At 72.0% G+C, this 20,085-nt stretch carries 20 protein-coding genes; 13 read left to right on the top strand and 7 right to left on the bottom strand.

The features are described 5' to 3' along the window. Window positions 1-12: 12 nt before the first annotated feature. From D7147_RS10680 to D7147_RS10670, 3 genes are all read left to right on the top strand, one after another. Entirely contained in the window at window positions 13-720 is a 708-nt protein-coding gene (locus tag D7147_RS10680; protein ID WP_158609339.1) for a TetR/AcrR family transcriptional regulator, read from the top strand. Between the two features lie 69 nt (window positions 721-789). Beyond that, the gene (locus D7147_RS10675; RefSeq protein WP_407663328.1) at window positions 790-1,998 is read left to right on the top strand and encodes a D-alanyl-D-alanine carboxypeptidase family protein; all 1,209 of its coding nucleotides are present in this window, start codon (window positions 790-792) and stop codon (window positions 1,996-1,998) included. Between the two features lie 83 nt (window positions 1,999-2,081). After that, window positions 2,082-3,131, top strand: coding sequence for a zinc-dependent alcohol dehydrogenase family protein (locus D7147_RS10670; protein ID WP_120676234.1), 1,050 nt, complete (start codon window positions 2,082-2,084; stop codon window positions 3,129-3,131). A 72-nt stretch (window positions 3,132-3,203) separates the two neighbouring features. Here the strand turns inward: D7147_RS10670 and D7147_RS10665 are convergent, their stop codons facing one another. After that, window positions 3,204-4,406, bottom strand: coding sequence for a citrate synthase (locus D7147_RS10665; RefSeq protein ID WP_120676232.1), 1,203 nt, complete (start codon window positions 4,404-4,406; stop codon window positions 3,204-3,206). Window positions 4,407-4,474: 68 nt separating this feature from the next. Here D7147_RS10665 and D7147_RS10660 point away from each other — a divergent pair, with 68 nt between their 5' ends. The 9 genes from D7147_RS10660 to D7147_RS10620 all read left to right on the top strand — a co-directional run bounded on the left by D7147_RS10660 (window position 4,475) and on the right by D7147_RS10620 (window position 12,715). After that, window positions 4,475-5,608, top strand: a complete 1,134-nt coding sequence (locus D7147_RS10660) for a citrate/2-methylcitrate synthase (protein WP_120676230.1) — start codon at window positions 4,475-4,477, stop codon at window positions 5,606-5,608. 198 nt (window positions 5,609-5,806) lie between these two features. Further along, complete coding sequence (locus tag D7147_RS10655; protein ID WP_120676228.1) at window positions 5,807-7,075, top strand: beta-propeller fold lactonase family protein; 1,269 nt, start codon at window positions 5,807-5,809, stop codon at window positions 7,073-7,075. 136 nt (window positions 7,076-7,211) lie between these two features. Then, complete coding sequence (locus D7147_RS10650; protein ID WP_120676226.1) at window positions 7,212-7,514, top strand: urease subunit gamma; 303 nt, start codon at window positions 7,212-7,214, stop codon at window positions 7,512-7,514. 39 nt (window positions 7,515-7,553) lie between these two features. Then, window positions 7,554-8,009, top strand: a complete 456-nt coding sequence (locus D7147_RS10645; RefSeq protein WP_120676224.1) for an urease subunit beta — start codon at window positions 7,554-7,556, stop codon at window positions 8,007-8,009. Between the two features lie 45 nt (window positions 8,010-8,054). After that, complete coding sequence (locus tag D7147_RS10640; RefSeq protein WP_120676222.1) at window positions 8,055-9,773, top strand: urease subunit alpha; 1,719 nt, start codon at window positions 8,055-8,057, stop codon at window positions 9,771-9,773. 60 nt (window positions 9,774-9,833) lie between these two features. Further along, the gene (gene ureE / locus D7147_RS33375; protein WP_120676220.1) at window positions 9,834-10,397 is read left to right on the top strand and encodes an urease accessory protein UreE; all 564 of its coding nucleotides are present in this window, start codon (window positions 9,834-9,836) and stop codon (window positions 10,395-10,397) included. Next, window positions 10,397-11,098, top strand: a complete 702-nt coding sequence (locus tag D7147_RS10630) for an urease accessory protein UreF (RefSeq protein ID WP_120676218.1) — start codon at window positions 10,397-10,399, stop codon at window positions 11,096-11,098. The genes ureE and D7147_RS10630 overlap by 1 nt, the downstream gene beginning before the upstream one ends. A 22-nt stretch (window positions 11,099-11,120) precedes the next feature. Beyond that, window positions 11,121-11,804 carry an urease accessory protein UreG gene (ureG, locus tag D7147_RS10625; RefSeq protein ID WP_120676216.1) on the top strand — a complete coding sequence of 228 codons (684 nt, stop codon included), beginning with the start codon at window positions 11,121-11,123 and terminating at the stop codon, window positions 11,802-11,804. Further along, window positions 11,801-12,715: an urease accessory protein UreD gene (locus D7147_RS10620; RefSeq protein ID WP_120676215.1), complete on the top strand. Its 915-nt coding sequence runs from the start codon at window positions 11,801-11,803 to the stop codon at window positions 12,713-12,715. Before ureG ends, D7147_RS10620 begins: the two co-directional genes overlap by 4 nt. 176 nt (window positions 12,716-12,891) lie before the next feature. On the opposite strand, the gene D7147_RS10615 is transcribed toward D7147_RS10620, so the two are convergent. Next, window positions 12,892-13,608, bottom strand: coding sequence for a YoaK family protein (locus D7147_RS10615; RefSeq protein ID WP_158609338.1), 717 nt, complete (start codon window positions 13,606-13,608; stop codon window positions 12,892-12,894). Window positions 13,609-13,675: 67 nt separating this feature from the next. Between D7147_RS10615 and D7147_RS10610 the strand changes: the two genes are divergently transcribed. After that, window positions 13,676-14,356: a GntR family transcriptional regulator gene (locus D7147_RS10610; protein ID WP_120676213.1), complete on the top strand. Its 681-nt coding sequence runs from the start codon at window positions 13,676-13,678 to the stop codon at window positions 14,354-14,356. Window positions 14,357-14,410: 54 nt separating this feature from the next. Here the strand turns inward: D7147_RS10610 and D7147_RS10605 are convergent, their stop codons facing one another. From D7147_RS10605 to D7147_RS10585, 5 genes are read right to left on the bottom strand one after another with little or no spacing between them, the layout of a single operon-like run. After that, window positions 14,411-16,201, bottom strand: a complete 1,791-nt coding sequence (locus D7147_RS10605; RefSeq protein WP_120676211.1) for a gamma-glutamyltransferase family protein — start codon at window positions 16,199-16,201, stop codon at window positions 14,411-14,413. Then, window positions 16,198-17,199, bottom strand: a complete 1,002-nt coding sequence (locus D7147_RS10600; RefSeq protein ID WP_120676209.1) for an ABC transporter ATP-binding protein — start codon at window positions 17,197-17,199, stop codon at window positions 16,198-16,200. Before D7147_RS10600 ends, D7147_RS10605 begins: the two co-directional genes overlap by 4 nt. Then, window positions 17,196-18,242, bottom strand: coding sequence for an ABC transporter ATP-binding protein (locus tag D7147_RS10595; protein WP_120676206.1), 1,047 nt, complete (start codon window positions 18,240-18,242; stop codon window positions 17,196-17,198). Before D7147_RS10595 ends, D7147_RS10600 begins: the two co-directional genes overlap by 4 nt. Next, window positions 18,239-19,126 carry an ABC transporter permease gene (locus tag D7147_RS10590; protein ID WP_120676204.1) on the bottom strand — a complete coding sequence of 296 codons (888 nt, stop codon included), beginning with the start codon at window positions 19,124-19,126 and terminating at the stop codon, window positions 18,239-18,241. Before D7147_RS10590 ends, D7147_RS10595 begins: the two co-directional genes overlap by 4 nt. Then, the gene (locus D7147_RS10585; protein WP_120676202.1) at window positions 19,123-20,079 is read right to left on the bottom strand and encodes an ABC transporter permease; all 957 of its coding nucleotides are present in this window, start codon (window positions 20,077-20,079) and stop codon (window positions 19,123-19,125) included. The genes D7147_RS10590 and D7147_RS10585 overlap by 4 nt, the downstream gene beginning before the upstream one ends. Window positions 20,080-20,085: the final 6 nt, after the last annotated feature.

The following is a 20,085-nucleotide window of genomic DNA, read 5'->3' as shown; positions in this document are numbered from 1 at the left end:
TACCATGTCCCCGTGGAGCAGACGACGAGCGAACGCGACGAGGGACGGCGTCCGCGCGCCGAACGCCGGGACAGCATCCGCAACCGCGAGCGGATCATCAGCGCCGCGGAGGCGCTCTTCACCAGCGAGGGCCTCGACGCGCCGATCGACAAGATCGTCACCGCCGCGGGCGTCTCCCCCGGCACGCTCTACCGGCACTTCCCGTCCCGCGTCCAACTCTGGGAGGCGGTCCTCGACCAGCCACTGCACGCCGCGCTCGAGCTGGTCGAACGGGCGCTCGCAAACCCGGACCGATGGGCGGGGGTCGCGGAGTTCGTCATGGCCACGTGCGCGCTGGAGGCGGAGCGCGGCGGCTACCTCAACCTCATGACCACGCGCTTCGACGGCTCCCCCCGGCTGGTGGAGCTGCGTGGGCAGATCCAGCGACGCATCGAGGAGCTCTTCGACCGGGCTCGGGAGGAGGGGGCCGTCCGCCCGGACTTCACCGTCGAGGACCTCATCTTCATCACGCTGTCCAACAGCCGGGTCGCCGAGGTCACCCGAACGGTCGCACCGGGCGCGTGGCGGCGCAACGCGGAGCTGTTCCTCGACAGCATCCGTCCGGAACGCGCCCATCCGCTGACTCAGCCACCCATGAGGCCGAGCCAGGTGGCGCGCGCCATGATGCGACCGCCGGCCGGCCGAATCCGGTCGGCCGCGGCCGAGAAGAGCGCGAAGTAACCACGCCAGCCCGCACTACTTCCTCCATTCGCCCCGTGTCCGGCGAACAGGCGATTACCGTACGTAAGCGTGACCACCATTCGGGTTACCTCCGTGGCGCTCGGCGCCATTCTGGCCCTGCCCGCCGTCGCGATCGCGCCACCGGCGCGGACGACCGCCGCACCGCCCGTGCCCTGTCCGGCGGTGAAGCCACCGACACCGGCGCCGGCTCTCCCGTCTCCGCCGCCGGTTGACCCCGCGCGGCGAGCGGTCGGCGGTGCGGCCCTCGCGACGGCCGGGCTCGCGATCGCGCCCGGCGCGCCGAAGCCGCCCGCGGTGACCGCCACCTCGTGGCTCGTGGCGGACCTGAAGACCGGCGAGGTGCTGGGCGGCTGCGGGCCGCACGAGCACCGGACGCCGGCCAGCGTGCAGAAACTGCTGCTGGCCGCCGCGCTGATGCCCCGGCTCGACCCGAGCCAGGAGGTGGAGGTGGCGCGGTCGGACCTGCGCGACCTCGATCCGGAGAGCTCGCTGATGGGGGTACGGGCCGGCGGCCGGTACGCGGTCGAGGACCTGTGGCTGGGGCTGCTGCTCTGCTCGGGCAACGACGCAGCCAACGTGCTCGCCCGCCTCGGCGGCGGCAGCACCGGCCGGCAGGGCGGCGTCGACGCGATGAACGAGGAGGCCCGGCGGCTGCGGGCGTACCAGACCCACGCGGTGACGCCCTCGGGCCTCGACGGCCCCGGCCAGTACACCAGCGCGTACGACCTCGCGTTGATCGCGCGGGCCACCTTCGCCCGCGACGACTTCCGCCGCTACGTGGCGACCCCGGTGGCGCGGATACCGGCCCGCCCCGGCAGCCCGGCGTTCGAGATCACGCACGACAACACCCTGCTCGGCAACTACCCGGGCACGCTCGGAGGCAAGACCGGCTTCACCGACCTGGCCCGGCAGACGTACGTCGGGGTGGCCGAACGCGACGGCCGGCGGCTCGCGGTCACCCTGCTCGGCGCGGAGACCGCCCCGCTGGGCAGTCTGGGCGAGTCGGCGGCGCTGCTCAACTGGGGGTTCGCACTTGCGCGCGGCGCCTCCGTCGGTCACCTCGTGGCACCCGAGGAGAAGAAGTACGACCAGCCCGTGGTGCCGGTCAAGGGTGAGCGCGAGGAGGAGGCGGCCGAGAGCACCTCGCTGCTGCTGCCCGTCGGGCTCGGTCTCGGCGGGGTCTTCGTCCTGACCCTCGCCCTCGTGGTGATCCCGTGGCGACGCCGGAGCAACCGATCGAAGTCCGATCGGCCCTGACGAGGACGCCGCCGACGGAGTGCGCCGCCACGGCCACCGGGGGCGGGGTGTGCACGGCGACCCGGGCATGTGAGGATCCGCGCATGCGTGCGGTGATCTTCGACGAGTTCGGTGCCCGGCCCGAGGTCCGCGAGGTTCCCGACCCGACGCCGCCGCCCGGGGGCGTGGTCATCCGGGTCGAGGCGACCGGGCTGTGCCGCAGCGACTGGCACGGCTGGCAGGGGCACGACCCCGACATCCGCGCGCCGCACGTGCCCGGCCACGAATTCGCCGGCGTCGTCGCGGCCGTCGGCGAGGGGGTACGCGGGTGGCGGCGCGGCGACCGGGTCACCGCGCCGTTCGTCTGCGCGTGCGGGCAGTGCCCGGCCTGCCTCGCCGGTGACCAGCAGGTGTGCGAGCGGCAGACCCAGCCGGGCTTCACGCACTGGGGGTCGTTCGCCGAGTACGTGGCGGTGCACCACGCGGACGTCAACCTGGTCCGGCTCCCCGACGACCTGGGTTACCCGGCCGCGGCGGCGCTGGGTTGCCGCTTCGCCACCGCGTTCCGGGCGGTGGTCGCGCAGGGGCGGGTCGCCGCCGGCGAGTGGGTGGCCGTGCACGGCTGCGGCGGCGTCGGTCTCTCCGCGGTGATGATCGCGGCGGCGTGCGGCGCTCGGGTGGTGGCCGTGGACGTCTCCCCCGCCGCGCTGGAGTCGGCCCGCCGCTTCGGGGCCACGGTCGGCGTGGACGCGAGCGCCTTCACCGGCCCGGGCGAGGTGGCCGCGGCCGTCCGCGAGGCGACCGGCGGCGGCGCTCATCTCTCGCTGGACGCGCTGGGCGCTCAGGCGACCTGCGTCGCCTCGATCGAGGGCCTCCGGCGGCGCGGGCGGCACGTGCAGGTCGGTCTCCTGCCGGCCGCGCAGGGGCGTCCGGCGGTGCCGATGGAGCTGGTGATCGCGTACGAGCTGGAGCTGCGCGGCAGTCACGGCATGGCGGCGCACGCCTATCCGGAGCTGCTGCGGATGGTCGAGGCCGGGGTGCTGCGCCCCGCCGACCTGGTCACCCGCACCATCGGCCTCGACGAGGTGCCCGAGGCGCTGACCACCATGGACGGACCCGGCTTCGGCGGGATGTGTCTCGTCCGGCCCTGGTGACCCGACCGGCGGCTCGCGCTTCCGGACCGCGGCGGCAGGCCGGCTGCCGGTTCCGTGCTTCGGCGTCGGACTTCACGCCGATTCCGGCGTCGGCCCGGTGTAGCCGCTGCTCCAGCGGAACCGGTTGCTCGGCTGGGCGTACTCCTCGACGACGTGTGCGACCCAGCCCGCGGTACGCGCGATGGCGAAGATCACCTCGGCCGCGCCGGGTCCCATGCCGCTCGCGTGTGCCAGCACGGCCACGGCGAAGTCGATGTTGGGCCGGCTGCCCCGCCGCAGCGCCGTCGCGATCAGCTCGTCCACGGTGCGACGCAACCCGTCGGGCAGCGGGAGCGGCGCGACCAGGTCGAGGAGGGCGGCCGCGCGGGGGTCGCCGTCCGGGTAGCGCGGATGCCCGAATCCGGGCAGGCCACCGCCGCGCAGCGATTCGGCGATCGCGGCCGCCGTCCCGTCCCGCACGGCGGACTCGATCATCCGGTGGACCGTGCCGCCGACGGCGCCGTGCATCGGCCCGTCGAGCGCGCCCAGACCGGCCAGTACCGCGGCGTACGGGTTCGCCCGGGTCGATGCCGCGACCCGTACCGCGATGGTCGAGGCGGCCAGGTCGTGGTCGGCGAGCAGGACGAGGGCGGCGTTGAGTGCCCGCAGACCCTCCACGGTCGCCGGCTCGCGGGTCAGCCGGGGCCAGAGGCGGGCCGCCAGGCTGTGGTCGTCGGCGATCGCGCTCCCCGCAAGGGGCAGCGCGTCGACCATGGTGGCCAGCAGGACGGGCCCGATCGCGACCACGGTGGCCGGCGCCAGGTCGAAGCGGAGCGGATCGAGCGCGGCCGCGAGGGCGACGACCACCGGAAGCCGGTCGAAGGTTCGGGCGTGGGCCGGCAGGTGGGCGGCGGCTCGTCTCGCCCCGTCGACGGTCTCGGCGGGGGCCGCGAAGCGCTCCGCCCGCCGCTGCCCCGTCCAGAGCCATCGGGCGACCTCTTCGAAGGGGGTGACCGGGGCGAGCTTCGCGGCGTCGAGTCCCCGGTAGTGCAGCCGCCCGTAGGCGATCAGTGTGGTGGCGGTCCGCATCGTCGCGGCGGTGTCCCGCTCCGGCCGCGTCCCCTGGGTACGGGCGGCCAACCGTTCGACGTCGGCCAGTCGGAAGCGGCTGGTCCGCTCGCCGGGAACCTTGACCCGGGCGAGCAGCCCTCGGCTGACGTACGCGTAGACGGTCTCGGGTTTGATGCGCAGCCGGTGGGCCACCTCGGCGGTCGTCAGCAGCTGCTCCTCGGACATGTGGCCATGCTCTCATGTTGACTGGATCAATGTTGACCAGGCTGTCCGGCGAACGTGAGGCTGCCCGCATGGCTGACACCACCACAGTTCCCCGGGGCCTCGCCGGCGTCGTCGTCACCGACACCACGATCGGCCGCGTCCGTGGCCGCGAGGGCTTCTACCACTACCGGCAGTACTCGGCGATCGACCTCGCCGAGCGCCGCACGCTCGAGGACGTCTGGGCGCTGCTGATCGACGGCGCCCTGCCGACCGAACCGAAGGCCCTGCATCGGGAGATCGCACCGCTGCGCCACATACCGCCGGCGGTCGCCGCCGCGCTGCCCGGCATCGCCGCGGCCTCCTCGTCGCCGGACCCCATGGGTGGGTTGCGTGCCGCGCTGGCGGTCGCCGGGCTCACCGCCGGCGCCCGCCCGCTCTACGACACCTCGCCGGCCGACCGCCGGGCGCAGGCCATGGCGCTCTGCGCGCTCACCCCCAGCCTGCTCGCGGCGCTGTACCGGCTGCGGGCCGGCCTGGAGCCGCTCGCGCCCCGCGACGACCTGCCGCACGCGGCCAACTACCTGTACATGATCACGGGTGAGGAGCCGTCCGAGCCGCAGGCGCGCGCCATCGAGCGTTACCTCATCGCGACCGTGGACCACGGCTTCAACGCGTCGACGTTCACGGCTCGCGTGATCGCCTCCACCGGCGCCGACCTCTACGCCTGCATCGGCGGCGCCCTCGGCGCGCTCTCCGGCCCCCTGCACGGTGGCGCCCCCAGCCGGGCCCTCGACACCCTCGACGCCATCGGCTCCGTCGATCGAGCCGACGCCTGGCTGCGCGCCCGCATCCTCGGCGGCGAGCGGATCATGGGGTTCGGGCACCCGATCTACCGCACGGAGGACCCCCGGTCACGCATGCTGAAGGGGATCGCCCGGGACCTCGGCGGGGAACTGGTGGACTTCGCGGTGGCCGTCGAGGAGCGGGTGCTGTCGCTGCTGGCCGAACTCAAGCCCGGCCGGGAGCTGCACACCAACGTCGAGTACTACGCGGGTGTCGTCATGCACCTGTGCGGGTTGCCCCGGGAGATGTTCACGCCGACCTTCGCGACCAGCCGGGTCATCGGGTGGTGCGCGAACGTGCTGGAGCAGGCGGAGGACTCGAAGATCATTCGGCCGGACTCGCGGTACGTGGGGCCGCAGGCGCCGCAGCCCCTGCCCTGATCAGCACCGCCGCACGGTCTCGGCGACCGACCGGTGGAGTTCCAGTTAGCGACCGCGCGGCCCGGCTCGCTCCAGTAGTTTCGGATTGGGCCGGCCGCGGGCTCCCGCCCGCTGCCGTCACCTTCGCGGCGGCCCGGCCGCCTGCCGAGCATCGGTGAGATCCGGGTTGTCACAGGAGCGGGACACGGGGGCGTCGACATGGGGCACAAACACGCCGGAGCGACCGAGGCGGCGCAGGGTATCCGGCACGGCGGACACGTCTACATGCAGACGAACGAGACGCGCAACGCCATCATCCACTACCTACGCTCCGCGGACGGCATGATCACCGAGGTGGAGCGTGTCCCCACGGGCGGCGCCGGCTCCGGCACCTTCAAGCCGATCAGTGGCCAGGAGAGCGCGCCGAACGCGTTCGAGGGCGCCGGTAGCGTCCTGCTCACGCCGGATCGGCGATTCCTCTTCACCACGAACGGTGGCGACAACACCGTCTCCAGCTTCAGCGTCGGCAGCGACGGCCGGCTCACGCTGGTGGATCTCACGCCGACCGGAAACCCGGTCACCGGCCGGAGCGGCACGGCCAAGTCCCTGGCGTACGCGCCGTCGATCGGCACGCTCATCGTGCTGCACTCGTTCGGGCCGGACCACGTGCGCCTGATGTCGGTCGACGGTGCCGGAAAACTCACCCTGCGGCTGGACCGGTACACGGTGAACACACCGGACAAGCCGAACCGGGTCGCCACCATGGCGGCACTCACGCCGGATCAGCGGTTCCTCTTCGTCGGCACCACGTTCGACCAGCCGCCCACCGCGAACCCGGACGGGTCGGCGATTCTCTGGGTTCCCGGGCCCGACGGCAAGCCGAAGTCGATCGCGTCGAACGAGCCCGATCCCGACGGTCTCATCGTCTTCCCCGTGTCGCCGGACGCCACCCTCGGCCGGCCGTCGTTCTACGACGCGAACGGCGGCTCCCCGTTCTTCATCGTCTTCCTGCACAACCAGCCGGACACCTTCGTCATCGGGTACGCGGTGGGCGACGGCATCGCGAAGGGCACCATCGACGGCGACGGCCGGGTCGACATCGGCCGGCCCGTGCAGATCGACACGAGCGCCGGCAAGCCCTCCGAGCTGTGCTGGTTGTCGATCTCCCCCGATGACCGGTGGGCGTTCGCCACGAACTTCGGATACAGCGGCATCAGCAGTTTCCGCGTCGACGGGCCGGAGCCGGTGGTGGCCCAGGATCCCGCCTGTCCGAGGGTCCCGGGAGACGGCAGCTTCAGAGCACTCAACGGCACGGTCAGCAGCGGCCCGAGTTGCAGCTGGCTGACCCCGGACGGGGCGTACCTCTACCAGATCTACGGGAACGCCTCCAAGCTCATGGGATACGCCGTCCAGCCGGACGGGTCACTCGAGGAGTTGACCAGCGCGGCGATCCCCTACAACAGCCCGCAGGGCCTGGCCGGCGCCTGACCCGCCGGCACGGATGCCCGTTGCGCCCTCTTTAGTTGGTATGTCCAAAAAATAGCTTCCGTCCGCCTATCGTGGGCTGCGGACGCCGGACGCGTCCGCCTCTCATCGAGTTCGGGCGACGTCAGGGGACGAGACCATGCATCTCACGCCGAGAGAGATGGAGAAGCTGCTCATCCTCTCCCTGGCCCAGATCGCCGCGGCGCGCAAGGACCGCGGGATCAAGCTGAACTATCCCGAGGCGGTGGCCGTGGTCTCCGCGACCGCGCTGGAGGGGGCGCGGGAGGGGAAGTCGGTCGAGGAGGTGATGCATGACGCGAGTCATGTCCTCACCCGGGGCGACGTGATGGACGGGGTCGCGGAGATGGTGCCGATGGTCCAGGTCGAGGCGGTCTTCACCGACGGCAGTCGGCTCGTCACCGTGCACGCACCGATCCAGTAGCCACCGGCACGGGTCAGCGAGAGGAGGGCGAGGCAGCGGATGACGAAGGACTTCAGCCGGCACCCCGGGCCGACAGCCAAGCACCGGTGGCCCATCGGCGGCTACATCCTGGCGGACGAGCCGCTGGAGTTGAACGCCGGCCGGCCGACGCTCCGGATCGAGGTAAGCAACACCGGAGACCGGCCGATCCAGGTCGGCTCGCACTTCCACTTCTTCGAGGCGAACCGGAGCCTGGAGTTCGATCGGGAGGCGACCTTCGGTTGGCGGCTGGACATCCCGGCAGCCACCTCGATCCGCTTCGAGCCGGGCGACCGCAAGACGGTCCAGCTCGTGCCGTACGCCGGCCGGCAGCGGGTGTACGGATTCAACGGCCTGGTCAACGGGTGGACCGGTACCGGACCCACCCCGGGCTACCAGCCGGACCGGCCGGAGGCCTTCCAGCGAGCCCGCAGCCGAGGCTTCCGCTCCACCTCGGACGATCGCACCGCCACGTAGACCCAACCGGACCACGGGGCCGCCGATCGCGGCCGGGAGCAGAGTATGAGTCAGATTTCCCGGCAGGAGTATGCCGGACTGTACGGCCCGACCACCGGCGACAAGATCCGGCTGGGCGACACGGAGCTCTACATCGAGATCGAGCGCGACCTGCGGACCCTCGGCGACGAGGCGCTCTACGGCGGCGGGAAGACCCTGCGCGACGGGATGGGGGCCAGCGCCGAGTTCACCAGCGCGAACGGCGTCGTCGACCTGGTCATCACCAACGTGACCATCCTGGACGCGCTGCTGGGCGTGGTGAAGGCCGACGTGGGGATCAAGGACGGTCGGATCGCCGGCGTCGGCAAGGCCGGCAACCCGGACACGATGGCGGGAGTCACCCCGGAGTTGGTGGTCGGACCGGGCACCGACGCGATCTCCGGCGAGCACCTCATCCTGACCGCTGGTGGCATCGACACGCACGTGCACCTGGTCGCACCACAGCAGGCGTACGCGGCGTTGAGCAACGGCATCACCACCATCTGGGGCGGTGGCACCGGCCCGAGCGACAGCTCCAACGGGGTGAACAGCACCCCGGGACCGTGGAACCTGCACGCCATGATGCGCGCCTTCGAGGGCATCCCGATCAACATCGGACTGATCGCGAAGGGCAACAGCTCGGGGCTCGGCCCCCTGGAGGAGCAGGCGCTCGCCGGAGCGGCGGGGTTCAAGCTGCACGAGGACTGGGGCGCGACGCCACAGGCGATCCGGTCGGTGCTGACCGCGGCGGAGCGGTACGACATCCAGGTGGCGGTGCACACCGACACGCTCAACGAGAGCGGCTACATCGAGGACAGCATCGCCGCGTTCGAGGGCCGCACCATCCACACGTACCACACCGAGGGCTCGGGTGGCGGCCACGCACCGGACATCATCAAGGTGGCCGGCGAGATCAACTGCCTGCCGAGCTCCACCACACCCACCAATCCGTACGGGGTCAACAGCCAGGCCGAGCTGTTCGACATGATCATGGTGGCGCACAACTTCAGTCCGAAGGTGCCGTCGGACGTGGCGTTCGTGGAGAGCCGGGTCCGCGCGGAGACCATCGCGGCCGAGGACGTCCTGCACGATCTCGGCGTCATCTCGATGATGTCCAGCGACTCGCAGGCGATGGGCCGGATCGGCGAGAACTGGATCCGGGTGATGCAGCTGGCCAGTGTGATGAAGGCGGCCCGGGGCAGCCTGCCCGAGGACGCCGCCGGCAACGACAACTTCCGGGTGCTGCGCTACATCGCGAAGATAACCATCAACCCCGCGATCACCCAGGGCATCTCCCATCTGCTCGGCTCGGTCGAGCCGGGCAAGCTGGCCGACCTGGTGCTCTGGGAGCCGGCCTTCTTCGGGGCCAAACCCAAGATGGTGATCAAGAACGGCATGATCCTCTGGTCGATCATGGGGGACCCGAACGCGTCCGTACCCACCCCGCAACCGGTGCTCTACCGGCCGATGTTCGGCGCGCACGGCACGGCGTTGAGCGAGAGCTGCGTGACCTTCATGTCGCAGGCGGGTTGCGCCGCCGGTGTCGCGGAGAAGCTGGGCCTGCGCCGGCGGGTCCTGCCGGTACGCGGGACCCGTGGGCTGACCAAGCGCCACATGGTGCGTAACGACGTGTTGCCACACATCGAGGTGGATCCGGAGACCTTCGCGGTGAAGGTCGACGGCGTGCACGCCACCGTGCCGCCGGCCAAGACCCTTCCCCTGGCTCAGCTCTACTTCTTCAGCTGACCGCCCCCTCGGCGGCACCACCACCCCACCAACCAGCAATCCGGAGCGAAGGACGACGAGATGCTTGTCGAATCGGTACTCGGCAACGTGGACGAGCCGGCCTGGGCGGCCCGGCTCGACGCCGCCGGGGTGGATCGCCTGCTGCTCGATCAGTGGGAGGCGCAGAAGAACCGGCTGCGCAAGCACACCCGCGACGGTGTCGAGGTGGCGCTGTCGCTGGGTCGGGGGAACCGGCTGCGCGACGGCGATGTCCTGTACTGGGACGAGCGTTCGACCCGGGCGATCGTGGCGCAGGTGCAGCTGGGTGAGGTGATGGTCGTGGACCTGTCCCGGCTGGCGAAGGAGCCGGTCGAGGTGGGTCTGCGGTCGGCGGTCGAGCTGGGGCACGCCATCGGCAACCAGCACTGGCCGGCGGTGGTGAAGGGCACCCGGATGTACGTCCCACTCACCGTCGACCGCAAGGTGATGGATTCGGTGATGCGAACGCACGACCTGAGCGGGATCTCGCACAGCTTCGTGCCCGGCACCGAGGTCATCGCGTACCTCGCGCCGCACGAGTCCCGCCGGCTCTTCGGCGGCGCCGACTCGACGCCGCATTCGCACCTGCCCGAACCCGTCGACTGATGGCCCGGTCGGTACCGACGATCCCGGCCGCGCTGCGGCTGCTGCAGTTCGGGGACTCGATGTTCCCGGTCGGCGCGTTCGCGTTCTCCAACGGACTGGAGATGGCGGTGCAGGCGGGGGTGGTCCGCGACCGGGCCGAGCTGGCGGAGTTCGTCCGGACCGTGACCCACGTGGCGGCCACCGGGGACGGGGTGGCGCTGCTGCACGGGCATCGCGGCGCCGTCGCCGGTGACCTGGACCGGATACGCCGGGCCGACGAGGCCGTCCACCTCCGCAAGCTCTCCGAGGAGGCGCGGACGATGACCCTGCGGATGGGACGGAAGCTGGCCGAGGCGGCGGGACAGGTCGCCGGCGACTCGATGCTGGACAAGCGGTTCCGGGACGCCGAGCCGGACGGCGTCCCGGTCACCTATCCGGTCGCGCTCGGGGCGCTCTTCGCCGGCCTCGGGCTCGGCGAGGAGGAGGCCTTCGCCGTTCACCAGTACGGCGTCGCGGCCACGCTGCTCAGCGCCGCGCTCCGGCTGATGCGGATCGGTCACCTGGACACCCAGGCGATCCTCTACGAGGTGAACGGGACGGCCGCCGAGGAGTACCAGCGGGCGGCGGTCGCCGATCTGGACGACATGGCCGCCTTCGCGCCGATGGTCGACGTGCTGGCCGCGGCCCACGTCCACGCACACGTCCGCATGTTCATGAACTGACAACACGGTTTCGGGAGTGGCTATGAAGACAGTCAGTCGCATCGGCGTCGGCGGCCCGGTCGGCAGCGGCAAGACGGCGATCATCGAAGCGGTGGTGCCCCGGCTGGTGGAGAGCGGGCTGCGGGTGCTCGTGGTCACCAACGACGTGGTCACCACGGAGGACGCCAAGCATGTCCGGCGGGCGCTGACCGGGGTGCTGGTGGAGGAGCGGATCGTCGGCGTGGAGACCGGCGCCTGCCCGCACACGGCCGTACGCGAGGACCCGAGCATGAACCTCGCCGCGGTGGAGGACATGGAGGCCCGGTTCCCCGACAGCGATCTGGTGCTGATCGAGAGCGGTGGGGACAACCTGACCCTCACCTTCAGCCCCGCCCTGGTCGACTACTTCATCTACGTGATCGACGTGGCGGCCGGCGACAAGATCCCGCGTAAGAACGGTCCGGGGATCTCACAGTCGGACATCCTGGTCATCAACAAGATCGATCTGGCTCCGTACGTCGACGCCGACCTCGACGTGATGTCGGCCGACGCCACCCGGATGCGCGGCGGCAAACCGTTCGTCTTCACCAACTGCAAGACCGGCGCGGGGATCGACGAGCTGATCTCGCTCATCCGGTACCACGCCCTGTTCGACCTGCCGCAACCGGCCGCTCCCGGCGAGCCGCTCGCCGGTGGTCAGGAGGAGGCGCGGCGGGTGCCGGCGTGACCGACCTGGACGGCGCGCCGGAGCTGGCCCCGTACCGTGACGAGCCGGCCCAGCTACCCGGCGGCGCGCCGGGCAAGGTCGGCCTGCTCCGGCTCGCGTTCGAGCGGCGTGCCGAGCGGACCGTGTTGACCGACCTGTTCCGTCAGGCGCCCCTGCTCGCGCAGCGCGCGCTCTACTGGGACGCGGCGATGCCCGAGATGGCCTGCCTGTTCATCATCTCCACCTCCGGCGGGGTCCTTCAGGGTGACCGGTACCGGATCGACGTCTCGCTCGGCGAGGGCGCGCGGGCCCACCTGACCACCCAGGCGGCGAACAAGATCCAGGAGATGGACGCGAACTACGCCACCCAGTTCCAGCGGATCACCCTCGCCGAGGACGCCTACCTGGAGTACCTGCCGGAGCCGACGATCCCCTACCGGCACAGCCGGTTCGTCTCGGACACGGCCGTCACGCTGCCGGAGTCCGCGACCGTGCTCTACGCGGAGATCCTGCTGCCCGGCCGCAAGCACCACCGGGATGGGGAGATCTTCCAGTACGACCTCTTCTCCTGCGCCGTCCGGGCCGCCCGCCCGGGTGGACGGAACCTCTTCGTGGAGAAGTACGTGATCGAGCCGGCCCGGTTCGGCGTCGACCGTCGAGGGGTGCTCGACTCCTTCCACGTCTTCGGCAACGTCCTGTTGCTGACCTCGCCCGAGCGGGCCCGCCGCGTCGCGGATCAGACGCCACCCACCTGGGACGACGACCTCCCGATCGTCGCGGGGGTCAGCCTGCTGCCGAACGACGCGGGGCTGAGCTACAAGGTCCTCGGGCGGGAGACCGAACCTGTCCGGACCCTGATCCAGCAGTTCTGCACGGTGGCGCGGGCCGCGGCGGTGGGCCGGGCAGCGTCGTCGGCGTTCGCCTGGCGGTGACGCCGGTGGACTAGGAGATGTGTCGAAGTCCTCGGTCGAGCCGAGGCGGAGTCCAGGCGGCGGTCCGGCAAGGCGGGGATTCGTTCGGATACCGGTGTTGTATCCGGACGAAGCGCCGACGCCGACGGTCGTCGTCTGGGCCCGCCGCAGACCGGCCAGGGACTTTGACACACGCCCTAGCGCGGGAAACGCGCGGAGACGGCGATGACGAGCAGGAGCGGGACGATCAGCAGCGCCGGCGCGAACGCGGTCAGGTGCAGGGCGGCGAGCGCTCCGACGGCAGCGCCGGCCATGAGGGCCAGCAGGACCTGCGCCTTCGGCCGCAGCATGTGCCACGGGCTGCGCGCGGCGACACCGCCGATCAGGCTGGTCAGGGTGCCGGTGAGGTACGTGGAGGAGAGACCGGGTACGCCGAACCGCTGGATGGCGCTGCTCTGCACGCCGAGCGCCGCCGCCGACAGCATCAGCAGCACGAGGTCGACGCGCTCCGAGTGCTCGGGGAGGTTGAGCTCCCAGACGACGACGAAGACGACGAAGACCAGTAGTTCGAGGGTGAGCGCCCGGTTGACCTGTCGTGGCCAGACCGGGTCGTCCGGTTGGGCCGAGCCGGCGAGGCGGGCGCCCGCGAGGACGCCGACGATGAAGCTCAGAATGGCGCAGCCGGAGGTGACGGCGAGTTCGGCGTCGCCCCGGCCGGCCGAGAGGCCCAGCAGCACCATGTTGCCGGTCATGACGCTGGAGAACGCGCCGCCGAGGGAGAGGAAGCCGACGGCGTCGGCGCTGCCGGTCAGGAAGGTGAGTACGACGACGAGGGCGTGCCGTCGCCGCAGGAGGTCTCCGGGCGCCGCGGTGGCGACGCGGGAGCCGTTGACGTCTTGCTCTGTTCTCGACACTGTCGGCCGCCCTTCACAGATTGTTCTTCGTATACACTCGCCGTGACGTTGATGAGAGGCGGTCGGCTTGACTGGAGACCTGCGGGGCAAGCTCGGTGCTCAACACCTGCCGCTACGCGACCAGGTCCTCGTCGCCCTGCGGACCGCGATCATCAACGGCGACTACCTTCCCGGTGAACGGCTCACCGAGGACCGGTTGGCCGAGGACTTCGGCGTCTCCCGCAACCCGGTCCGGGAGGCGTTGCGCGTCGCGGAGGCCGAGGGGTTCGTCGTGATCCTGCCCCGACGCGGGGCGGTGGTCGCCTCCCCCAGCAGCGGGACGGTCGCGGACATGTTCGCCGTCCGCGAGCGCCTGGAGGCGCTGGCCGCCCGGCTGGCGGCCGAACGGGCCACCGCGGCGGACGTGGCCGCCCTCCGGGAGCTGCTCGACCAGGGCCACGAGGCGACCGAACGGCACGACCTGCGCCGGGTCGCCGAGTTGAACAGCGCCCTGCACCTGCGGATCCTCCAGATCAGCGGCAACCCCTGGCTGTCGTCGATCACCAAGGCGCTGTACCTCCATGTGCAGTGGGTCTTCCGGCTGGGTGCCGCGGAGCGGGCCCCGCACTCGTGGGCCGAGCACATCCAGCTGGTCGACGCGATCGAGTCCGGCGACGGGGATCGGGCCGAGCTGGCCGCCCTCGCCCACCTCGGCGCCGCCTACGTGGCGGCGCACGAGAACGCCGAGGGCGGCTACCAGGCCCGCTAGGGCGTGTGCCGAAGTCCTCGACTCGACCGAGGACTTCGACACCTGCCCTCGGCGTCACCGCCCGCAGGCGTAGCCCTGCACGCCGCGCGGGTTCGCGCCCGCCGCGAGGACGCCGGTGTCCGGGTCACGGGTCACCGCGCAGAGCCGCCCCAGGCTCCACGGGTCGGAGAGCCGCACCTCGTGCCCGTACCCCCGCAGCGTCGCCAGCGTCTCCTCGTCGAGGCGGTCCTCCACCACCAGCACGCCGGGCTCCGTTCCGCGCGGATAGAACGACGCGGGAATGCTCGTCGTGTGCCAGGCGGGCGCGTCGATCGCCTCCTGCAGCGACGCCCCGCCGGCGAGGTGACGCAGCAGGAAGAGCAGCTGCCACTGGTCCTGCTGGTCCCCGCCGGGCGTGCCGCACGCCATGACCGGCTCGCCGTCGCGGTACACGAGGGTCGGGCTCAACGTGGTACGCGGACGGCGTCCCGGCGCGAGCGAGGAGGCGAGCCCCTCCTCGAGCCAGAACATCTGGAGGCGGCTGCCGAGGGGGAAGCCGAGCTCCGGAATGGTCGGTGAGCTCTGCAGCCACCCACCGCTCGGCGTCGCGGAGATCATGTTGCCCCAGCGGTCGACCACGTCGACGTGGCAGGTGTCGCCCCGGGTGACGCCGTCCGACTTGACCGTCGGCTCACCCGTCGTGGCGTCGGTCGCGTCCACCAGCGGCCCGGCGCCCCGTCGGGCGTGAGCCGACAGCCGCGGCTCGGCCCCGTCCGGACGCCCCGGCCGCAGCTCGGTCGACGCGCGCTGCCCGATCAGGGCGGCCCGCTCCCGGGCGTACTCCCGGGACAGGAGCGTCTTCGCGGGCACGTCGCCGCCGTCGCCGTACCACGCCTCACGGTCGGCGAAGGCGAGCTTGAGCGCCTCCGCCTGGGCGTGGATGCCGGCCGCGGTCGACGGGTCGTACGCCTGCGGATCGTCGAGCGCGTCGAGGATCGACAGGGTCTGCAGCAGCACCGGGCCCTGCCCCCAGAAACCGGTCTTCGCCACCGTGTGGCCGTGCCAGTCGAGGGTGGCCGGCTCCTCCCAGGTCGCCGAGTACGCGGCCAGGTCCGCCCCGGTCACCAGACCGGCGTGGGGAGCGCCGCTGGAGTCCTGGAACGGTCGCCGGCTGAAGGCGTCGACGGCCTCGGCGACGAACCCCTCCCGCCAGGCCCGGCGCGCGGCCTCGATCTGCGCCTCCCGGTCCGAGCCGGCCGCCGCGGCGGCGTCGAGCAGCCCGCGCAGCGTCCGGGCGTACGCCGGGTTGGTGAAGAGCTCGCCCGCGGCCGGCGGCCGGCCCTCCCGCAGCCAGAGCTGCGCGGAGGTGGGCCAGTGCTCCTCGAAGAGCTTCCGCACGGCCGCCACGGTGTCGCCGACCCGGGCGACGAGCGGGTGGCCGGCGGTGGCGTAGCCGATCGCCGGGTCCAGCACCTCCGCCAGCGGGAGCGTGCCGTGGTCACGCAGCAGCAGGAGCCAGGCGTCCACGGCGCCGGGCACGGCCGCGGCGAGCGGGCCGGAGCCGGGGATGAGCTCCATCCCCAGGGACCGGAAGTGCGCGATGGTCGCGCCGGCCGGGGCGGGCCCCTGCCCGCACAGCACCTTCGGCGTGGGGTCCTGGGCCGTCGCCACGATGGCGGGCACCTCGCCGCCCGGCCCGTTCAGGTGGGGTTCCACGAGGTGCAGGACGAACCCGGCGGTGACCGCGGCGTCGAAGGCGTTGCCGCCGCGTTCGAGGATTCCCATGGCCGCCTGGCTGGCGAGCCAGTGCGTCGAGGAGACCATCCCGAAGGTCCCCTGCAGCGTGGGTCTGGTGGTGAACGTCATGACAGGACCTCACTCGAATCTGCGGCGCGGACGTCTGGTCGGGTGCCGTCCGGTTGGACCAGGTGGCACGCGGCCATGCCGCCGCCGTACTCGACCTGCGCGGGCGTCTCGCTCGCGCACCGGTCGAACGCTAGCGGGCACCGGGTGCGGAAGCGGCAGCCGGAGGGCGGATCCAGCGCGGACGGCAGGTCGTCACCGAGCAGCACCGGCTGGCGCTGCCGCTGACGCACCGGATCGGCCAGCGGGGCGGCGGCCAGCAGTGCCTGGGTGTACGGGTGGGCGGGTCGGGTGAATATCTGCTCGCGGGAGCCCTGCTCGACGAGCTGGCCGAGGTACATGACGGCGATGTCGTCCGCGAGGTACTCGACGGCGGAGAGGTCGTGGGTGATGAAGAGGCAGGCGAAGCCGATGTCCCGCTGCAGATCGGCGAGGAGGTTGAGCACGGACGCCTGCACGGAGACGTCGAGCGCGCTCGTGGGTTCGTCCGCGATGAGCAGGTTCGGCTCGGAGATCAATGCCCGGGCGATGCTGACCCGCTGGCGTTGGCCGCCGGAGAGCTCGTGCGGGTACCGGCGGGCCACCTCGGCGCGCAGGCCCACCCGGCCCAGCTCGGCGGCGACGCGGGCCTGCCGGTCTCGTCCCGACAGCCGCCGACCGGAGAGCCGCAGCGGCTCGGCCACGATGTCGCCGACCAGCATCCGTGGGTCCAGCGATCCGGCGGGATCCTGGAAGACGATCGACACGTCGCTGCGGTGCCGGCGCAGCTGCCGCCGGGTCAGGTGGGTGACGTCCGTTCCGGCGATCCGCACCGTGCCCGCCGTCGGCTCCACGAGCCGCACCACACAGCGGCCCACCGTCGACTTCCCGGATCCGCTCTCCCCCACCAGCGCCGTGACCCGGCCGCGCGGAATGCGCAGCGACACGCCGTCCACCGCGCGTACGGGGCCGAAGTGCATGACGAGGTCGTCCAGCTCGAGGGCGTTCGGTTGCGGCGTCATGCGCTCGCCTCCTCCGGCTGTGTCCGCGGTATCGGGCAGGGGTGCCAGCACGCCGCGAGGTGGTCCGTGGCCGCGGCGACCGCGGCGAGGGGCGGTGCGGCGTCGCGGCACCGCGCGTCCGCCGCGGGGCAGCGGTCGGCGAAGGTGCAGGCGTCGGGCTGGGTCGACAGGACGGGGACCAGGCCGGGGATCTCCTGCAGGCGTTGGGTGCCGGCGTGCACACCGGGCGTCGGCGACGCCGACAGGAGTCCCGCCGTGTAGCGGTGGTGGGGATGCGCGAACAGGTCGGTGACCTGCGCCCGCTCCACCACCCGGCCCGCGTACATGACGACGACTCGGTCCGCGACGTCGGCGATCACCCCGAGGTCGTGCGTGATGATGAGGATGCTCGTGCCGAGCCGGTCACGCAGGTCCCGCAGCACCTGGAGGATGCCGGCCTGCACGGTGACGTCGAGCGCGGTGGTGGGCTCGTCGGCCACCAGCACCTTCGGGCCGCAGGCCACCGCCATCGCGATCATCACGCGTTGGCGCATCCCGCCGGAGAGTTGGTGCGGGTAGTTGTCGACCCGGGTCGCCGGCGACGGGATGCCGACCAGGGTCAGCAGCTCGACGGCGCGGGCCCGGGCGGCGCGGCGGGACATCCGTTCGTGGACCTGGAGGACCTCGGTGATCTGCCGACCCACGGTCAGCACGGGGTTCAACGAGCTCATCGGCTCCTGGAAGATGTACGCGATCTCCTTGCCACGTACCCGACGCAGCACGGAGTCGCGGGCCCCGACGAGCTCGGTGCCCTGCAGCCGGATCGAGCCGCTGATCCGGGCGCTCTCGGGGAGCAGGCCGGCGATGCTCATCGCCGTGACGCTCTTTCCGCACCCCGATTCGCCCACCATGCCGACGATCTCCCCTGGGGCGAGGTCCAGGCTCACCCGGTCGACCGCCGAGACGATCCCGCCCTCGGTGCGGAAGGTGACCGACAGGTCGCGCAGCTCCAGCGCCGGTGCCCCCGGCGCGGGTGGGTCACCGAGCTGTCCGGTGGTGGTCATCGCCGGTCCCCCTTCGGGTCGAGGGCGTCCCGCAGGGCGTCACCGAAGACGTTGAACGCCAGCGCCAGACCCATGATCACCACACCCGGCAGGACGGCGGCCCACGGTGCGCGGGCGGCGAACTGCTGGGCGGTGGCGAGCATGGTGCCGAGGCTGGGATCCGGTGGCTGGATGCCGAGACCGAGGAACGAGAGCACGGCCTCGCCGAGGATCGCGGCGGGGATCGCCACCGTGGCCTGCACCAGGATCACGGACGTCGCGTTGGGCAGGATGTGCCGGGCGAGCACCCACAGGTCGCTGGCGCCGTCCACCACGGCGGCGGCGACGAAGTCCAGCGACTTGAGCCGCAGGGTGTCCGAGCGCACCACCCGGATCACGCCCGGGATCTGCGCGATCCCGACCGCCACGGCCGCGTTGGTGAGGCTGGCGCCGCGGATCGCCGCCAACCCCACCGCCATGATCAGGAACGGAAAGGCGAGGAGCAGGTCGGTGAAGCGCGAGATGACCGCGTCCCACGCCCGGAAGTATCCGGCGGCGAGCCCGAGGGGCACGCCGATCACCAGTGACGTGGCCACCGCCAGGATCGCCACCTGGAGCGAGGCGCGCGCCCCCAGCATGATGCGGGACAGGACGTCGCGGCCGAGGTCGTCGGTCCCCAGCAGGTGCCCGGGTGTTCCCGGTGGTGCGAACGTGCGGGCGAAATCGGTCTGCTCGACCGCGTACGGGGCGAGCCAGGGCGAGAGCAGGGCGGCGACGGCGGCGAGCGCGAGGACGATGAAGCTCGCGACGGCGAGCGGGTTTCGGCGCAGCCGGCGGAGGATCCGGGTGCGTCGGCTGAGGCCCGCCGGTACGGCGTCGGCGGTCGGAACGGTCAGTACGGTCATGCCGGGTCCCCCGTCACTCGGATTCGGGGATCGATGACGGAGTAGAGCAGGTCGACGAGGAAGTTGATGAGGATGTAGGCGGTCGCGGTGAGCAGGACGACGGCCTGGATCACCGGGTAGTCCCGCTGGAACACCGCGTCGATCGTCATCTTGCCGAAGCCCGGAAGCCCGAAGATCTGCTCGGTGACGACCGCGCCCGAGATGAGCCCGCCGAGCTGGAGGCCCACGATCGTCACGACCACGATGAGGCTGTTGCGCAGGGCGTGCCGCGTGATCACGGCGCGCGGCCGCAGACCCTTCGCCTTCGCCGTACGCACGTAGTCGGACGAGAGCGAGTCCAGCATCGCCGACCTGGTCTGCCGCATGATGATGGCGGCGAGGCCGGTGCCGAGGATGACGGCGGGCAGGATGAGGTGGTGCAGGTTGTCCACCGGGTCGTCCAGCAGCGGCACGAATCCGGAGGCGGGGAAGAGCCCCGTCGCCACGGAGAGGTAGAGGATCGCGAGCAGTCCGAGCCAGAAGTGCGGCACCGAGAGCCCGATCAGAGCCAGTCCGTTGGCCAGCCACTCCGCGGGGTGCCCGCGGCGCACGGCCGCGAGCACCCCGGCGCCGACACCGAGCGCGGCGGCGATGAGGATGGCGAGGACGGCGAGTTCGGCCGTCACGGGCAGGGCGGTGGTGAGCATCGAGGACACCGGTATCCCGGTCCGGATCGACTCCCCGAAGTCACCCTGGGCCATGCGTCCCACGTACTGGGCGAACTGGAGCGGCAGCGGCTGGTCCAGCCCGTAGTGGTGCCGGATCGCCTCCAGCGCCTCGGGTGAGCGGTCCTCCCCGGCCAGCGCGAGCGCCGGGTCGCCGGGGAGGGCGCGCACGCCGAAGAACACCACGACGGTCGACAGGAGCAGGGTCAGCGCGGACTGCCAGGCGCGCGTGATCAGATACCGGGCCATGGTCGA

The sequence above is a fragment of the Micromonospora musae genome, from assembly GCF_003626545.1.
GTDB lineage: Bacteria > Actinomycetota > Actinomycetes > Mycobacteriales > Micromonosporaceae > Micromonospora > Micromonospora musae.
The sequence above is the reverse complement of the archived record's forward strand: the minus strand, read 5'-3'. Positions and strand labels throughout refer to the sequence as shown.

Excerpts from the sequence above, each read along its gene's own strand:
- D7147_RS10670 (WP_120676234.1), top strand. The coding sequence starts at position 2,082 with ATGCGTGCGGTGATCTTCGACGAGTTCGGTGCCCGGCCCGAGGTCCGC.
- D7147_RS10665 (WP_120676232.1), bottom strand. The coding sequence starts at position 4,406 with ATGTCCGAGGAGCAGCTGCTGACGACCGCCGAGGTGGCCCACCGGCTG.
- D7147_RS10660 (WP_120676230.1), top strand. The coding sequence starts at position 4,475 with ATGGCTGACACCACCACAGTTCCCCGGGGCCTCGCCGGCGTCGTCGTC.
- D7147_RS10655 (WP_120676228.1), top strand. The coding sequence starts at position 5,807 with ATGGGGCACAAACACGCCGGAGCGACCGAGGCGGCGCAGGGTATCCGG.
- D7147_RS10650 (WP_120676226.1), top strand. The coding sequence starts at position 7,212 with ATGCATCTCACGCCGAGAGAGATGGAGAAGCTGCTCATCCTCTCCCTG.
- D7147_RS10645 (WP_120676224.1), top strand. The coding sequence starts at position 7,554 with ATGACGAAGGACTTCAGCCGGCACCCCGGGCCGACAGCCAAGCACCGG.
- D7147_RS10640 (WP_120676222.1), top strand. The coding sequence starts at position 8,055 with ATGAGTCAGATTTCCCGGCAGGAGTATGCCGGACTGTACGGCCCGACC.
- ureE (WP_120676220.1), top strand. The coding sequence starts at position 9,834 with ATGCTTGTCGAATCGGTACTCGGCAACGTGGACGAGCCGGCCTGGGCG.
- D7147_RS10630 (WP_120676218.1), top strand. The coding sequence starts at position 10,397 with ATGGCCCGGTCGGTACCGACGATCCCGGCCGCGCTGCGGCTGCTGCAG.
- ureG (WP_120676216.1), top strand. The coding sequence starts at position 11,121 with ATGAAGACAGTCAGTCGCATCGGCGTCGGCGGCCCGGTCGGCAGCGGC.
- D7147_RS10605 (WP_120676211.1), bottom strand. The coding sequence starts at position 16,201 with ATGACGTTCACCACCAGACCCACGCTGCAGGGGACCTTCGGGATGGTC.
- D7147_RS10600 (WP_120676209.1), bottom strand. The coding sequence starts at position 17,199 with ATGACGCCGCAACCGAACGCCCTCGAGCTGGACGACCTCGTCATGCAC.
- D7147_RS10595 (WP_120676206.1), bottom strand. The coding sequence starts at position 18,242 with ATGACCACCACCGGACAGCTCGGTGACCCACCCGCGCCGGGGGCACCG.
- D7147_RS10590 (WP_120676204.1), bottom strand. The coding sequence starts at position 19,126 with ATGACCGTACTGACCGTTCCGACCGCCGACGCCGTACCGGCGGGCCTC.
- D7147_RS10585 (WP_120676202.1), bottom strand. The coding sequence starts at position 20,079 with ATGGCCCGGTATCTGATCACGCGCGCCTGGCAGTCCGCGCTGACCCTG.